Raw genomic sequence first — 17,541 nt, 5'->3', positions numbered from 1 at the left:
TAAAGACTTGGTTAATGGGAGTATTATTCTCAATACTACTGTTGCCCGCTTCGGTATACGCTCAAACACAAAGGACGGTTACGGGCACCGTCGTCGATGAAATGGGAGAATCTATTATTGGAGCTTCTGTCAAAGTTGCCAATGCTCCTGTTGGAGTAATCACTGATTTTGATGGCAAATTTACGCTAAAGGTTCCTTCCAAGACCAAACAACTTATCATTTCCTATGTAGGATATATTACGCAGACGGTCGACATCACATCTGATGTGATTCATGTGAAAATGCGAACCGACAACCAGCTTCTCGAAGAAGTGGTCGTAGTTGGTTATGGTGTGACCCGCAAGAGTGACTTGACCGGTTCTGTCAGTACAGTAAAGGCTGATGATTTCAATGGAGGTATCGTCAATTCTGCCGAACAGCTCATTAACGGTAAAGTATCAGGTGTCCAAATTATGAGTTCAGGAGGTTCCCCGTCAGCAGGCAACACAATCCGTATTCGTGGCGGAGCATCTCTGAATGCTTCCAACGACCCTCTTATTGTTGTCGACGGTGTGCCTCTTGAAAGCGGCGGAATCACCGGTAGCGGTAACTTTATGAGTATGATTAATCCTGCGGACATTGAAAGCATGACCGTGCTAAAGGATGCTTCGTCGACAGCCATTTACGGTTCGCGCGCATCAAACGGTGTATTGCTTATCACGACAAAGAAGGGTGGAAAAGACCGCTTAAAGGTCAGCTTCGTAACCAACAATTCACTTTCAACAAAGACCAAAGTCAGCGATGTGCTCGATGCCGACCAGTTTAAATCCGTTATCACGACACAAGGTACCAATACTCAAAAATCACTGCTTGGAGATGCTAGGACTAACTGGACTGATGAAATCTTCCACACCGCCTTTGCTACCGATAATAATGTCAGCGTATCCGGCCGGGTCGGAATGTTGCCTTTCCGTGTGTCAGTTGGTTATTTAAACCAGGAAGGTATCCTTCAATCAGACAGAGTGGAACGTTACACGGGTAGCCTTGTCCTTAATCCTTCATTTTTTGACGACCATCTGAAACTCACGCTTAACGCCAAAGGGTCTGTAAGCGAAACCCGTTTTGCCGATTCCGGTGCGATCTATGGCGCGGCTTCATTCAATCCGACCATGCCTGTCCATTCTGCGAACGGGTCATTCGGTGGTTATTTTGAATCTGTCAGCCCGGGCGGTGTTCCCGACGCGACGCTCAATCCTGTAGGCAGACTTGATTACATCAGTCACAAAGCAGAGGTCAAGCGTATGATCGGCAACTTTGACGTCGACTACAAATTCCACTTCCTGCCCGAGCTGAAAGCTCATGTTTCACTCGGTCTTGACTATGCTGAAGGGTGGGGTGTTTATTACTGTCCGGAAGGTGTAGGCCTGAACTATGAAATTGGAGGTACAAACAACAAATATGGCCCTCAGACCAATACGAATAAACTTTTTACCGCTTATCTCAATTACAATAAGAACATCGAGAGCATCAAGAGCAACTTTGATATCACAGCCGGTTACGACTACCAATATTGGAAGTCCAAAACTGCAGAATATGATGAATATAACGTATATGGAGAAGTACAGAAGTCTGTTGCCCCTACAGATCAGCGTCACTTATTAATATCATGGTATGGCCGCTTGAATTACTCATTTGACAGCCGCTACCTGTTGACGGCGACCATGCGTTCCGATGGTACATCAAGATTTTCTCCTGATAACCGCTGGGGTTATTTTCCATCGGTCGGTCTTGGCTGGAGAGTTGACGAGGAAAAGTTCATGAAAGGAATTTCATGGTTAGACAATCTCAAATTGCGTGTAAGCTATGGTGAGACGGGTCAGCAGGATATTAATAACAATTATGGCTACATGCCGGTATACAACATCAGTAATCCCGGAGCATACTATCTTATGGGGGGCGAATATATCCCCATGTATCGTCCTCAAGGCTATATCGGTGACTTGAAATGGGAGACAACCACCTCATGGAATTATGGTTTTGATTTTTCTGTATTGGACAACCGCCTTAGCGGTAGCTTTGATTACTATACCCGCAAGACCAAAGATTTGCTGGCTGAAGTGCCGGTTCCGGCAGGCGCCAATTTTAACTCGCGCATGACTACCAATGTAGGCAATGTTGATAGCAGGGGAGTGGAATTAAACATAAATGCGACTCCTATTGCCACTAAAGACTTCAACTGGGATGTAAGTTTCAACGCTACATGGCAGACCATGAAGGTTAAGAATCTGTCGCTTGCTCCCGGAACAACGACCGTAAATACACTCACAGGACCTACTTTCGACTCTTATTCCATACAAGTGCTTTCCGAGGGTTATGAACCATATATGTTCTATCTCTACCATCAACTTTATGATGATAACGGCAAGCCTATTGAAGGAATGTATGCTGATATCACCGGTGATGGCGTGATTGACAATAATGACCGCTATCGCTGCAAGTCTCCTACTCCGGATTGGATTCTCGGCTTCAGTACCAACCTGACATGGAAAAAGTGGACTTTGGGCTTCGGTTTACGAGCCAATATCGGCAACTATGTTTATAACGGCAATGCTATGAATATGGGTGCCTGGGAGACTGTAAGTTTCAACACATACCAGATCAATAATCTCAACCGCAGTTATCTTGAAACCGGATTCCAGCATCGGCAGCGGTTATCCGATTATTATTTGGAGAATGCCTCGTTCCTTAAGATGGACAACATTTCACTCCGCTACACATTCGGTAAACTCGCTTCCTGGTGCAGTAACCTATACGTAAGCGCAATGATACAGAATGTATTTACCATAACAAAATACAGCGGCGTTGATCCGGAAGTGCCCAATGGATGCGACAATTCGTTCTATCCACGCCCGCGTACCTATTCAGTTTCTGTCGGTATCGACTTTTAATTATTCACAATCATAGATAAATTGATTATACAATGAAAACTTCAAAATATATCACAGGGTTGCTGATGGCAATAATGATGAGTGTTGTGAGTAGCTGCTTCGATGATCTTGACCAATATCCTCATATTGAGCAGACTCCCAAGGATATCTATACCTCAGTCCCCAATTATAGGCAAGTACTTGCCAAACTTTATGGCTCGTATGTCCTTGCAGGTCAGGATAAGGGCGGTGGTAACACCGATATCAGCGGCAGCCGCGGATTCGACTATATGCGTTGCTATTTCAATTTGCAGGAAATCGGGACTGACGAGACGGCTATGCTTTCGTATGCTTCTGACAATCAGACCGGACTTACATTCCTTTCATGGGATTCCAATGACGTATGGGTTTACGACACTTATTACCGGATCTATTATACCATAGCACTTTGTAATGAGTTTATCCGTTATTCGAGTGACGACGCTTTAGCTAAATTTAGCGAGGATGAACAGGTTGAACTCCGGAAAATGAAAGCAGAAGCACGCTTCCTGCGCTCACTCGCTTATTCCCATGCGCTTGACCTTTTTCGGGATATACCCTTTGTGGATGAGAATTCTCCTGTCGGAACTTTCCTTCCACCCAAATACACCGCACAACAGATATTTGACTTTATAGTTCGGGAGCTTGAAGAAGTATCCCGTCAGCTTCCGGATCATCCCGAATATCCACGCGCCGGCGCAGCTGCCGCCTATGGTATTTTGGCACGGGTTTATCTCAATGCAGAAACTTATGGCTGTGGCAATCACTATGATGACTGTGTGAAAGCCTGCAAGTCGCTGATTGACTTGGGTTATGATACGCTTGAACCGAAATTCACCAGACTTTTCGGTGCCGACAACCACAAATGCACCAATGAAATTCTTTTTGCATTCGCTGTAGACAACGAACAAAGCGTATCATGGGGCGCAAGTACCTATATCGTCTGTGCGCAAACAAGCTCATTGTACGGTGCGGAAATGGGTGTCGGGACACAATCTTGGGGAATGTTCCGTTGTCGTAGCCAGATTCCTCCGCTTTACGAGACAAATGACAAGCGCAATCTTTTCTACACTACCGACCGTGATCCGAAAATCACCGATGTCGGTGACGAAAACGTCGGCTATTTCTATAAGAAATGGAACAACTTGACTGATGAAGGAAAGGCACCTGCCAAGACCACTGACGGTGTTTGTACCGACCTTCCCATCATACGCTTGGCTGATGTATATCTGATGCTTGCCGAGTCGTATCTGCGTGGTGCAACAAACATTACATTAACAGAGGCTTTAGGTTACGTAAACAAAGTAAGAGAACGGGCCTTTGGCAATTCTACCGGCAATATCCAGGCCGTAGACCTTACACTCGACTTCATTCTTGATGAACGAGCACGGGAATTATCGATAGAGATGGTCAGACGCACAGATCTTGTCCGTTTTGACCGCTTTACTACCGACAAATATCTTTGGGACTTTAAAGGCGGCCAGCCTGACGGTACGGCAGTGGATAGCAAATATAACATCTATCCCATACCTTATGCTGAACAAACCGCCAATCCAAACATGAAACAAGATTATTAAAACCATAGTATCCAATGAAAGCATTATATAAATTCTTAACGGCAGCCGTTATGGCCGGAAGTTTTGCTTCCTGTTCAACGGATATCGAGATGCCGAAACTCCAGGGATTTGACAACCTTGATCCTAGGGAACTCATCGCATCGACAAACGAAGTGGTAATGGAAGGAGTGAACGAAAGTAACGAAGCGGTGACACTTACATGGGGAGATTATCAACTATCCGTCGATAACCCTTCTTATGCCGTTCCGGATGGAAGCGTCAAGAACTATCTGGAAATGTCACCAACTTCAGACTTTTCACTCATTGAATTCGTGTCAGTGGAAGGCCTTACGAAAACTTTTACAGAGAAGGAATTAAACCCGATTCTTATCCGTCTCGGCTATCAACCCTGGCAGAAAGCACCTTTACATATCAGAGTGAGATATGTAGTTGCCGAAAATGTCGCATATCAGTATAGTATGCCTATTGAAATCAACGTATCGCCTTATGGCCTACGTATGAATCGAATGGATGTACTCGCTACAGACAAGACAACGGTATTGGCAGCCCTTTATTCACTGTCAGAAAATGGCATCTATACAGGGTATGTAGCTGCTTCCGGTTGGATGAACTTCTACCTCCAAGAACGCGACAATACGATTTGGGGTAGTCAACCCGGCTCAGCATTCACGATGAGTAAAGATGGAGTTACATTCTATAATTTATGGTTCCCCGGAGATGCAGGCTCTTATCGTGTGACTGCCGACACTAACGCAAAAAAATGGACTGCAGAGTATCTCAACAGCATGACGCTCACTTCAGCTGCAGGTACGAATACTGAAATGAAATTCAAGCAGTCTACCAATTCATGGTCGGCCAAGGTAACAACCACCGGAGCTGAAACCTTCTCTGCAAAAGCTACTACCAAGAAATACAACATAGAGAACGAAGGTGGTATTGATAGTGATCCGATTGACTTCGGTCAGCTCCTGTCAATTTCAGAAGCAGGTAACTGGATTGTAACCATTAACATGTCGGGAGAGAATCCAACTGCGACCTATGAAGTAGACGAGACTCCGGTCGTAACATACGATCCTTATCTTGAGATGATAAACATCGAGAATCATAGCGATGTGAAATGCCGCTTGTTCTCTTCGAAAAGCAATGGTGAGTACATGGGCTTCTATTACGCCGGCGAATGGGAGAATTATAAGTTTGCAACAGTGGGTAGAGAAACTGTTTACGGTTCAAACCCGCAGTCTCTTCAAGAACTTGATTCGTCAAATAAGGCATATAATATATATGTGGATGGTGGAAAAGAAGGTCTCTACCTCTACTATGTGAATCTTCCTGAAAACTATTGGAATGCGAAAGAAATCCAGTCTTTGACGGTGTTCGGAGATCATGATTTGAAGAGTGCCATGACCTATGACAAGGAAACGAAAGTCTGGACTGCGGAATTAGATATTCAAGAAGTGGGATGGGGTATGCAGATTCTCATTGATGAAGATTGGAGCAACCATTTCAAGTCTAAGGGCGACGGCGTACTCGGCTATCTTGAAGGTGACAATATTGTACCTCCCGGATCCGGCAAATACCTTCTGACTGTCAACCTCTATGATATGGGTAATATGACTTATACCTTTACAGCTTTATAATCAATTATAAATATACGATCATGAAAAGAATAAATATAGCATTACTTTCTGTGATTTTAGCTATCACCATTACATCTTGTCTGGACGAGCATGAGTTCAAGGAACGTCCAACGGTCGACCCGCCTGCTCCTACCGAGCATTTCGCATCAGGTGCTGACATTAGTGGAGTAACAGAATTTGAAGCCAAAGGAGTGAAATTCTATAACAAAGCCGGGGAAGAACGCGAATGTACGGCCCTGATGAAAGAATTGGGGATGAATACCATCCGTCTTCGTGTATTCGTGGATCATGCTCTTGATTTGTGCGAAAAGGAAGATGTACTTGTGAAGGCTAAACGTGTACAGGCTCTCGGAATGCGCCTGATGATAGATTTCCACTATAGTGATGATTTTGCTGACCCGGGAACTCAAGACATACCTGCAGCCTGGATAGACTACGATTTGAATCAGATGAAACAAGCCGTGGCAGATCATACGGTAGATGTTCTTTCAACACTCAAAGAGAATGGCATTGATGTGGAATGGGTGCAGGTCGGCAACGAGACAACCGGCGGCATGTTATGGCCTATGGGGAATGTGGATAAGAATATGGGCAACTATGCTGTCTTGACACAGGCCGGTTATGATGCTGTCAAGTCAGTTTATCCCGACGCCCAAGTGATTGTTCATCTGGATCGCGGCAATCTGCTCGATATCTATACCCGCATATTCAACGGTTTAAAGCTGAACAATACTAAATGGGACATCATCGGCATGTCGTTCTATCCCGATGCCGGTGACTGGCAGAAGCAAACCGATGCGTTGACAGACAACATCATAACCCTGTCCGAAAAATACGGTACTCCTTGCATGGTCGTAGAGACAGGTATGTTACGTAATGATCCTGGTACGGCACGGGAATACTTTGAATATCTTTTCGATAAAATGATGAACGATACCAAAGGATACTGTAGAGGCATCTTATATTGGGAACCGGAGACTTATAGGGAATCAGGCTATGATAAAGGCGCTTTCAGCGACGATGGCAAGCCCACAGAAGCTCTTGAACCTTTTAACATGAGTCAATATGAATAAGAAGTGTCAGATATGGATGGCTGCTGTACTGGCAGCCATCACACTCCCCGCATCCGCCCAACGTACAGAAACCAAACTTACCGACGGATGGGAATTCCGCCGGGACGGACTTGAATCCGACAAGACATGGAAGGCGGTAACAATCCCGCATGATTGGGCTATTTATGGCCCGTTCTCCCGTGAGAACGACCTGCAACACGTCACAGTCGAACAAAATGGAGAAACGGAAGATACCTGGAAAACAGGACGTACCGGCGGACTCCCTTTCATTGGCAAAGGTGCTTATAAACGTATCATTGAAATACCCGACACAACAGATTGCAGCTATACCCTCGTTTTTGACGGCGCCATGAGCAATGCCAATGTAAGTATTAACGGCAAGCATGCCATTGCCTGGCCCTATGGATATAATTCATTTTATACAGTTATCGATTCATTGATCCGACCGGGAAAAAATGAACTGATTGTAGAACTTGAGAACAAGGTAAAGCAATCGCGCTGGTATCCCGGTGCCGGACTATACCGGAATGTCCACCTTGTCAAGACTGATAAAATCCATATTCCCACGTGGGGTACATACATCACTACTCCCACAATAACTCCCGAATACGCGTCCGTCAAACTTCAGACGGAGATTGACGGAGCCGGAAAAGGAAAGTGGGTGGACGTCATCACCGAGATAAAGAGTCCGGACGGAACAGTGGTCGCTACATCCAAAACTACTTATGTCAGCCATGGTCAGCCCTTGATTCAGAATTTCATTGTAAACAATCCCATTCTCTGGTCGCCCGAAAAGCCTGACCTTTATACAGCATCCATCCGCCTGATTGTTGAAGGAAAAAATGTGGATACCTATGACACTTGTTTTGGAATACGCAAGATAGAATATATTCCGGAGAAAGGTTTCTTTTTAAACGGAAAAGTAACAAAATTCAAGGGAGTCTGCAACCACCACGATCTCGGCCCGCTCGGTGCAGCCGTAAACGAAGCCGCTCTTCGTCATCAGGTTGAACTTTTGAAGGATATGGGAGCCAATGCGATACGTACCGCTCACAATATGCCGGCACCTGAACTCGTTAAAATTTGCGATGAAATGGGTATGATGCTTATGATTGAACCTTTTGATGATTGGGGGTTCCGTCCAAAGTCAGAGAATGGTTATGGAAAAATATTCAATGACTGGGCCGAATGTGATATCACCAACATGATAAAGCAATATCGCTCCAATCCGTCAGTCGTGATGTGGTCTATCGGTAATGAAGTCCCTTCGCAATGGGGGCCTGATGGAATTTCAGAACTGATGATGCTTCAAGATCTGATACATCAGCTTGACCCTACACGCCCTGTCACATGTGGTATGGATCAGATTGGCACTGTCCTTGAAAATGGTTTTGCTGCCGCTCTCGATATTCCGGGCTTCAATTATAAACCTCAACACTACGACAAGGCTTATGAGAAACTTCCGCAAAAAATGATACTTGGCGCCGAGACAGCATCCACTTTCTCTTCACGCGGCATCTATTATTGGCCTGTTATATATCGCGGCCAAGTATTAGTATATCATCCCGAGAATCAGAGCAACAGCTATGACAATGAAAATGCATCATGGTCTAATGTTCCGGATCTTGATTTCATTATGGATGATGATAAAGAATGGATGATAGGGCAGTTTGTATGGACTGGATTCGATTACCTTGGAGAACCGACTCCGTATGATACGGACACCTGGCCTTCACATAGCTCTGTATTTGGAATATTTGACTTGGCCAGTCTTCCGAAAGACCGCTTTTACCTTTATAGAAGCCTTTGGAACAAGGAAGACCATACCCTGCATGTTCTCCCCCATTGGAATCTTGAAGGTCGGGAAGGTAAAAAGGTTCCTGTTTACGTCTATACCGATTATCCGGAAGCTGAATTGTTTGTCAACGGTGTGAGTCAAGGTCGTCAACGCAAGTTAACCCGTACCGAATATGAGTCGTCAACAGATTCTCTTGCTCTTCAGAAACGTTATCGCTTGATGTGGAATGATGTTATATATCAGCCGGGGGAAGTTAAAGTAACAGCATATGACGAGAATGGAAATCCGGCAGACGAAAAGATAATCAAGACAGCCGGTAAACCTCACCATCTCGTACTTTCGTCCAATCGCACTTCTATGAAGGCCGACGATGAAGATTTAGTTTATATAACAGTTCAAGTAGCTGATAAAAATGGAAATCTGGTACCTACAGATACACGAAAAGTAAACTTCAAAGTTTCGGGAGCCGGCAAATTTCGCGCTGCTGCAAACGGTGACCCTACGTGTACCGAACTGTTCCATGAACCGGACATGACATTGTTCAGCGGTGCTTTGACTGCTATTATCCAAAGCTCTGAAGAATCCGGTAAAATAGTTTTTGAGGCTTATGCAAAGGGGGTTAAACCTGCAAAAATAATTTTGAATGTAGAGTAATTAGTGTTTTTTTAATAGGTATTGATAATGAAATATAGTTTTATGCATAAGATATTTTTTGCTCTGATTACTGTTGCTAATGTCGTTTCGGCAGCAGCAACGGTAATCAGTCCCCCTGTTATCCCCGGTGATGAGGATATGGAAGCAGAGATTAAGCGCTGTGTTGCATCAATGACCATTGAAGAAAAAGTGGGTCAGATGTGCGAACTTACGCTTAGTGTTATCAGTTCGGCAGATCCGCGTTGGAATCCTACGCTCACACTTGACAAGACGAAACTCAATCATGTGATTTCCCGGAAGAAAGTCGGTTCTATTCTCAATACGGCCGATATTGCCATTACTCCCGAGCAGTGGTATCGTGTTGTCAAGCAAGTACAGGATGAATCAATGAAAGGTATCGGTATACCATGTATATATGGACTTGATATGAATCACGGCGCAAGCTATACTATGGGGGCGACACTTTTCCCGCAGAATATAAATATGGCTGCCACGTTCAACCCGAATCTTGCATTTAGTGGCGGAGAGATTACGGCATACGAGACTCGTGCCTGCAATGTTCCATGGACATATAATCCCACTGTCGACCTTGCGCGAAATCCCCTCTGGCCGCGTTTCTGGGAGAACTATGGAGAGGATGCCTACCTTTCTTCGGTTATGGCAACTGCTACTGTCAGAGGCATGCAGGGCACCAATCCCAATAAGATAGACCGTTTCCATATTGCTGCCAACATTAAACATTATATGGGCTATGGATCACCTGTCAGTGGCAAAGACCGTACACATTCCTCTATCAGTGAGCAGGAGATGCGAGAAAAACATTTTGCTCCTTATCTCGAAGCTATCGTTAAGGGTGGCGCATTGTCGATAATGGTCAACTCAACGACTAACAATGGTATTCCCTTTCATGCCAATGCCCGTTATCTTAACCAGTGGCTGAAAGAAGAACTTGATTGGGATGGACTTATCGTGACCGACTGGGCCGATATCAACAACCTCTATCAGCGTGAATATGTAGCTGCCAACAAAAAGGAAGCGATAGCCATGGCCATAAATGCCGGCATAGACATGGCAATGGAGCCTTATGACACTGATTTCTGTGATTTGTTGATTGAGTGTGTTAATGAGGGTTTAGTGCCAATGAGCCGTATTGATGATGCTGTTAGTCGTGTGCTTCGCATGAAATACCGGCTCAACCTCTTCAAGGTGCCTGATACCAAGTACACCGATTATCCCAAATTTGCAAGTAAGGAGTTTGCCGATGTATCCCGGCAAGCTGCTGTCGAATCAATGGTACTCTTGAAGAATGATGACAATATACTTCCTATTAAAAAAGATATGAAAATACTGGTCACTGGCCCGAACGCTAATTCCATGCGCTGTCTTAACGGAGGATGGACTTACTTATGGCAAGGCCACATGACTGATGAACTTCCCATATCGAAGAACTACAAGACTATTCTTGCTGCCATGCAGGATCGTTTCGGCAAAGATAATGTTGTCTATGAACCTGGCATGACCTATGGTCTTACCGATCAGTGGGTCGGTAACTGGGGTGTGGAACATGTCGGGGATTTCGACAAGGTTATAGCTGCCACCAAGGATATTGACATTGTCGTAGCTTGTATCGGAGAAACCAGTTACTGCGAGACTCAAGGGAATATCAACGACCTCAACCTGTCTACTAATCAGATAGATTTGGTGAACCGCCTTTATGCTACAGGTAAACCTGTTGTATTGATTCTCAACGAAGGTCGTCCGCGGCTTATTAACTCTATAGTTCCGGGAGCAAAGGCTATTGTCAACATTATGCTTCCTTCCAACTATGGTGGTGAGGCACTTGCAAGCCTGTTGGCAGGCGATGAGAACTTCAGTGGTCGTCTGCCGTTCACCTATCCCAAGCATCATGGAGCTCTTGTCACGTACGATTATAAGAAAGGGGAAGTTTCAGCTACTATGGCCGGTGTCTACAACTACGAAGCGACTATAGATGTACAGTGGCTCTTCGGCTATGGCCTTAGTTATACTACTTTCAAATACTCCAACCTGTGTGTCAACCGTAAAGAATTCACCCATAAGGATACGCTTTCTTTCTCGGTTGATGTCACCAATACCGGTTCTCGTGAAGGTATGGAAAGCGTACTTCTCTTCTCCAGCGATCTTGTGGCTACTACTTCTCCGGATATAAGACGCCTGCGCGCATTTGACAAGATAAGTTTGAAACCTGGCGAAACGAAAACGGTGACATTAGAACTTCCCGCAAGCGACCTTGCTTACGTTGGTTACGATGAACACTGGATTCTTGAAGCCGGCGATTTCCGTATTACAACAGGAGACCAAGCTATAAACATCAAACAAAGCCACCGAAACTTATCGTTGGACTACTCCAAATCGTTAAAATACAGATAGAAAATGATGAAAAATATTATTTTAACAATGGCTGTAGCTGCATTTTCTACAGCATCATTGGCACAAGCGCCCCAGCTTCGTACCGACAATATCGATGAAATTCTCAATGCAATGACACTGCGTGAGAAGGCGACACTGCTGGTTGGTGAGCTAGCTGCCAATCAGAATGCCCAAGGTACCCAAATAGGCAATACGGAGAAATACATCCCCGGTGCGGCAGGAAACACTCATAGCATTCCCCGTCTGGGAATACCGCCTACGGTAATGGCCGACGGGCCTGCCGGTCTGCGTATCTATACCAAGCGTAATTACGATAGTAATACCTACAATTGTACAGGTTTTCCTATCGGGACAAGTCTTGCAGCTTCTTGGAATGAAGACATTGTATATCGTGCCACTAAAGCCATGGGAAACGAAGTACTCGAATATGGCGTGGATGTACTTTTGGCTCCCGGTAACAATATCCAACGAAATCCTCTCTGCGGCCGCAACTTCGAGTATTTCTCCGAAGATCCTGTCCTTAGTGGAAATATAGCAGCCGCTTATATCAATGGTATTCAAAGTAATGGTGTAGGTACTTCACTCAAGCACTACGCTTTTAATAATCAAGAAACACGCCGTTTAGGTAATGATGCCAGAGTGTCACAACGGGCAGCTCGCGAGATTTATCTTAAACCATTTGAAATTGCAGTGAAAAAATCACAGCCATGGACAGTGATGAGTTCTTACAACAAGGTTAACGGTGAGTATACCAACTCACGTCGTGACCTGCTCACCGACATTCTTCGTAACGACTGGGGATACAACGGCATAGTGGTAACTGACTGGGGTGGATACTTTGACGCGGTTAAATGTATTACTGCCGGTAATGACCTTGTAGAACCAGGCTCACCTAAATTTATCAATGAGATAGTGGAAGCTGTGGAAAATGGCAAACTCGACCAAAAGTATGTTGACGCCTGTGTGCGTCGCATGTTAGCGTATGTCGTTAAGACTCCACGCTTCAATAAATATAAATTCAGCAGTAATCCCAATCTAAAGGCTCATGCTCAGATAGTGCGTGAAGCTGCTGCCGAAGGTACAGTCTTACTGAAGAACAACGAAAACCTGTTACCTCTTACTCATACGAAAAATGTAGCTCTCTTCGGTTGCGGCTCTTATAGACCCATTGCCGGAGGTACTGGTTCTGGTGATGTAAATAAGGCTTATATCGTGTCGCTTGTCGAGGGGATGCGCAATGCCGGTTTTAATGTTGACAATAATCTGGTGTCTGAATATACCAAATATCTATGGGCTTACGATGAAAAGATGGCAAAGCTGGAGTGGTGGCAAAGAAATCCTGTAGCCCCGGAATTTATTCCGGATGCTTTGGCAGATGCTGTCAAGAATAACGATATTGCCATCGTCACCATCCAACGTCAATCAGGTGAAGGCCGTGACCGTCCGGCAGCTGACTTCGAGCTTGATGCCGATGATAAAGCACTGCTTACTCAGGTGGCTGATACGTTCCACAAGGCAGGAAAGAAGATTGTGGTAGTGCTCAATGTAGGAGGAGCTATAGAGACCGCTTCATGGAAAGATATTCCCGATGCTATCCTGTTGCCATGGCAGTGTGGACAGGAAATTGGACACAGCATCGCCGATATGCTGACAGGCAAGGTAGCACCGTCAGGACATTTGCCCATGACATTACCCGAGAAATTAAGTGACCATGCTTCTACGAAAAATTTCCCGCTTGATTCTCCCGACATAAGTGGATGGGGCGATGAAAATAAGAATGACCGTAAAAACATAGATTATACAGAATATGAGGAAGACATATATGTAGGCTACCGTTGGTTTGACAAGCAGAGACTGAACGTATCTTATCCATTCGGATACGGGCTTACATATACCACATTTGAGTTTGAGGGACTAAAGTTAAACGTAAGGAATGGGGATACACATTCTGACGATACCATAGAGGTTAGTGTCAACGTTAAAAACATAGGTGCCACCACTGGCAAACAAGTTGTTCAAGTCTATGTGGTTGCCCCTAAAGGAAATCAGGACAAACCGGAACAGGAACTGAAAGGCTTTGCCAAAACGCGTTTATTGAAACCGGGCGAGAGTCAGTTGCTCACTATCTGTATTCCAAAGATAAACCTGGCATCCTTCTATGCCAAGAAATCAGCCTGGATTGTTGATGGCGGCACATACGTTTTCCGTATCGGCGATAATAGTCGCAACATCCTTTGTGAAGGCAAAATAAAGATTAAAAAACAACAGGAGAAAGTCAGTGTCAGCTTATAAGGGATTTTAGTATATGTTCTCTATTATCCACTAAGAAATAGACAACAATGTTTAAAACTACAATAAAAAAGGATTATGGCTTTTTATCAGCTATAATCCTTTTTTATTGTAATATCTCCAGATAAACTAAAATTTATAATCCCAACTTAGCCGAAATCTCCAACATTCGTTGAATCGGCTTCACTGCCTTCTTAGCCACCTCCGGATCTACTGTAATCTCCGGTGACTCATTCTTCAGACACTCATAGAGCTTCTCTAACGTATTCAATCGCATGAAGCTACACTCGTTACATCCACACGTACTATCGTTCGGTGGAGCAGGGATAAACGTCGTCTGCGGACACTTCTTCTGCATCTCATGCAAGATACCCGATTCGGTAGCCACAATATAGGTGTTTTCCGGATGATTCACTGCATACTTCAACAATGCTGCCGTAGACCCTACCACATCCGCCAGTTTCAAAACCGTACTCTTACATTCGGGATGTGCCAGCACCAATGCTTCGGGATGCTGCGTCTTCAATTCCACAATCTTTTCAACAGAGAACTGTTCATGCACATGACAGGCACCGTCCCAAAGCAACATATTCCGGTTCGTAACTGAGTTGATATAATTCCCCAGATTTCGGTCCGGACCAAAGATTATTTTCTCATCTTTGGGGAAGCTTTCCACAATCTGCTTCGCATTGGTGGAAGTCACCACCACATCCGTTACCGCTTTCACTGCAGCCGTCGTATTGACGTAAGAAATAACGGTGTATCCCGGATGCTCTTTGACAAACTGCGCAAACTGATCCGCCGGACAACTGTCCGCCAACGAACAACCTGCCGCCATGTCGGGCACCAGCACTTTCTTGTCCGGACAAAGCACTTTTGCCGTTTCCCCCATAAAGTGAACGCCACACATCACAATAATATCCGCTTCCGTTTTGGCTGCCCATTGAGCCAATGCCAAACTGTCGCCAACATAATCAGCGATGTCTTGTATTTCCCCCTTCTGGTAGTAGTGTCCCAAAATGATTGCATTCTTTTCTTTCTTTAGCTCGTTAATAGCCTTTATGAGTTCATTCATAATAATATTCTTATTTCTTTCCTTTTAAAAAAATCCTTTGTTAGTGATGATAGCCTGTTAATAATGTTAGCAAATAAATACGATTTTTCTTGCCGGATAAGTTATTAGTCCATACTTCTGTTTTATGAGTTGGTTATGAACTGATGTAAAGGACAAGATATTCTATTCTACTTGCTTCATTATCAATGAAAGCATCGTTAAATGCCGTCAAATAGGAGTTTGCTATTAACTCCCTGTTGATAAAGTGCAAAGTTAAAAACTTTATGGATATAAACAGGCAGATAAGTGCTGAAAAATATGTTTATGTCTGTGTAGAAAGTTTTGGGTTAGTTTTTTGGAATGTTCATAACGAAGGCCTCTTATACCTTCTTTTGAATAATGCAAGAATTATTTTTCAAAATCTTTGCCGATAGTTTTGACAGGTTTTAAACCGTTATCAACATCTTGTTAACTGAAAAGAATTACCTTTGTGGACAAGAACATAATAAAAGAAAAGACGTATGCGTAAACTGAAAATAACAGAACTGAACCGTATCAGTGCCGAAGAGTTTAAACAGGTTGAAAAACTGCCTCTAGTAGTAGTGCTGGACGATATTCGTAGTTTGCACAATATAGGTTCTGTGTTCCGTACTTCGGATGCTTTCCGTATTGAATGTATCTATCTGTGTGGTATAACAGCTACCCCGCCACACCCTGAAATGCATAAGACTGCATTGGGTGCGGAGTTCACTGTCGACTGGAAGTATGTTAATAACGCTGTTGATGCTGTTGATAACCTCAAAAACGAAGGGTATATCGTTTATTCTGTAGAACAGGTGGAAGGAAGCATCATGCTTGATGAACTTCAGCTGGATAAAACCAAGAAGTACGCTATCGTAATGGGAAACGAAGTGAAAGGGGTACAGCAGGAGGTTATTAACCATTCGGATGGCTGTATAGAGATTCCTCAATACGGAACGAAACACTCTTTGAATGTTTCCGTAACTACCGGTATTGTGATTTGGGATTTGTTCAAAAAGTTACGTTAATAGCTATAATACAGGATTGGTTAATAAGTTGTTTATAACGAGTTAATAGCTTAGTTAATTCATTTATAATCAATAACTATGTATTGTTTATAACTATATGGAGCCATGTTGATTCTATGGGTATTGGGTAGTTATTATTATAGTTGTTGATAGTGCGTTTTCAGGCTGTTAATACTTGAGTTGTCAGGTATTAACAGCCTATATGATAAGTATTAATAGCTGGGAACTCAAGTATTAACTTCTGAGAAAACAGAAATTAATACCTTGCAGGAAGCTTGTTAATTCTTGAAATGATAACTAGTAGGGTTGAGTAGTTGATAAATTGGCTTATAAGGTTGATAAACTTATAAGCCGATTGATTTTAGATCTGTCCGTTCTCTACCATCAACACCACACGTTCCGTTAGTTTGTCTTCACCTTGCGGATCATATTCTTTTTTTAAACTGGCTCCGAACAATGCAGCAAAAGTCTGATAGAATCCCGCTTTGAAAGGTCCCATAAATGCTTTCACCAGTTCATAGCTGGTAGAATTGCTTTGGCGGTCTATTAATTTAATCAACAGTTTTCCCTGTGCAAAAGAAAGTTTCTTCATTCGGGGAGTATATTGCTCTTTCAATCCTTTTTCAACCCGTTTGATATGTTTTTGACGGGCTTTCTCATTGGGTAATGTCTGAAGATATTCGTAAGTTTCGATGATGGCTTGGTTAATTTCTCTGGAGATAGGATATACCTTTTTCACATTGCGGATCAGGCGATAATATTCCTGGCGTTCTTTTTCATTCTTGAATTTCAACGGACGGAAAATATACACAGTTCTTAACTGGACACATGGAATGGTATCTCCATTGTAGATACACATCGGAACCAAATATCCATTGATGCTTTGTTTTTCTTGAGCTTGCAGGCGCAACGAACAACAAACAATAGCAAACAGCGTCATTACTACTATGTTAAGCCTCCTTTTCACGATACAAAAATAGAATTAAAATTTTTATTATTCAGACATTTCTCTTCGATGTTAACCTATTTAAAGTATCTTTGCGGCCTTATCTGTTA

General features: G+C 43.7%; 9 protein-coding genes and 1 pseudogene. 8 read left to right on the top strand and 2 right to left on the bottom strand.

Features of this window, described 5'->3' with window-relative positions:
* Nucleotides 1-14: 14 nt before the first annotated feature.
* The 7 genes and pseudogenes from AB5217_RS02605 to AB5217_RS02575 all read left to right on the top strand — a co-directional run bounded on the left by AB5217_RS02605 (nucleotide 15) and on the right by AB5217_RS02575 (nucleotide 14,385).
* Nucleotides 15-2,927, top strand: a complete 2,913-nt coding sequence (locus AB5217_RS02605) for a SusC/RagA family TonB-linked outer membrane protein (protein ID WP_229115758.1) — start codon at nucleotides 15-17, stop codon at nucleotides 2,925-2,927.
* Nucleotides 2,928-2,959: 32 nt separating this feature from the next.
* A complete protein-coding gene (locus AB5217_RS02600; protein ID WP_050486418.1) occupies nucleotides 2,960-4,522 on the top strand; it encodes a RagB/SusD family nutrient uptake outer membrane protein in 1,563 nt (520 codons plus the stop codon).
* Between the two features lie 14 nt (nucleotides 4,523-4,536).
* Complete coding sequence (locus AB5217_RS02595) at nucleotides 4,537-6,159, top strand: DUF5111 domain-containing protein (protein ID WP_070782595.1); 1,623 nt, start codon at nucleotides 4,537-4,539, stop codon at nucleotides 6,157-6,159.
* Between the two features lie 20 nt (nucleotides 6,160-6,179).
* Nucleotides 6,180-7,232: a glycosyl hydrolase 53 family protein gene (locus tag AB5217_RS02590; RefSeq protein WP_032845835.1), complete on the top strand. Its 1,053-nt coding sequence runs from the start codon at nucleotides 6,180-6,182 to the stop codon at nucleotides 7,230-7,232.
* Nucleotides 7,225-9,684: a glycoside hydrolase family 2 TIM barrel-domain containing protein gene (locus AB5217_RS02585; RefSeq protein ID WP_032845836.1), complete on the top strand. Its 2,460-nt coding sequence runs from the start codon at nucleotides 7,225-7,227 to the stop codon at nucleotides 9,682-9,684. Before AB5217_RS02590 ends, AB5217_RS02585 begins: the two co-directional genes overlap by 8 nt.
* Before the next feature lie 27 nt (nucleotides 9,685-9,711).
* Nucleotides 9,712-12,082 (top strand): annotated as a pseudogene (locus tag AB5217_RS02580) (glycoside hydrolase family 3 N-terminal domain-containing protein).
* A 14-nt stretch (nucleotides 12,083-12,096) separates the two neighbouring features.
* Nucleotides 12,097-14,385, top strand: a complete 2,289-nt coding sequence (locus AB5217_RS02575; RefSeq protein ID WP_234122785.1) for a beta-glucosidase — start codon at nucleotides 12,097-12,099, stop codon at nucleotides 14,383-14,385.
* A 133-nt stretch (nucleotides 14,386-14,518) separates the two neighbouring features.
* On the opposite strand, the gene nadA is transcribed toward AB5217_RS02575, so the two are convergent.
* A complete protein-coding gene (gene nadA, locus AB5217_RS02570; RefSeq protein ID WP_032845840.1) occupies nucleotides 14,519-15,457 on the bottom strand; it encodes a quinolinate synthase NadA in 939 nt (312 codons plus the stop codon).
* Nucleotides 15,458-15,957: 500 nt separating this feature from the next.
* Here nadA and AB5217_RS02565 point away from each other — a divergent pair, with 500 nt between their 5' ends.
* Nucleotides 15,958-16,485: an RNA methyltransferase gene (locus AB5217_RS02565; RefSeq protein WP_032845842.1), complete on the top strand. Its 528-nt coding sequence runs from the start codon at nucleotides 15,958-15,960 to the stop codon at nucleotides 16,483-16,485.
* Between the two features lie 361 nt (nucleotides 16,486-16,846).
* Here AB5217_RS02565 and AB5217_RS02560 read toward each other — a convergent pair whose 3' ends face one another.
* Nucleotides 16,847-17,425 carry a DUF4294 domain-containing protein gene (locus AB5217_RS02560; RefSeq protein ID WP_004302817.1) on the bottom strand — a complete coding sequence of 193 codons (579 nt, stop codon included), beginning with the start codon at nucleotides 17,423-17,425 and terminating at the stop codon, nucleotides 16,847-16,849.
* Between the last annotated feature and the right edge of the window lie 116 nt (nucleotides 17,426-17,541).

This window comes from Bacteroides sp. MSSM.1001136sp1_RTP21357st2_D2_RTP21359_211015 (assembly GCF_040913205.1).
Taxonomy (GTDB): domain Bacteria; phylum Bacteroidota; class Bacteroidia; order Bacteroidales; family Bacteroidaceae; genus Bacteroides; species Bacteroides ovatus.
This window is presented reverse-complemented; position numbering and strand designations above follow the sequence as displayed.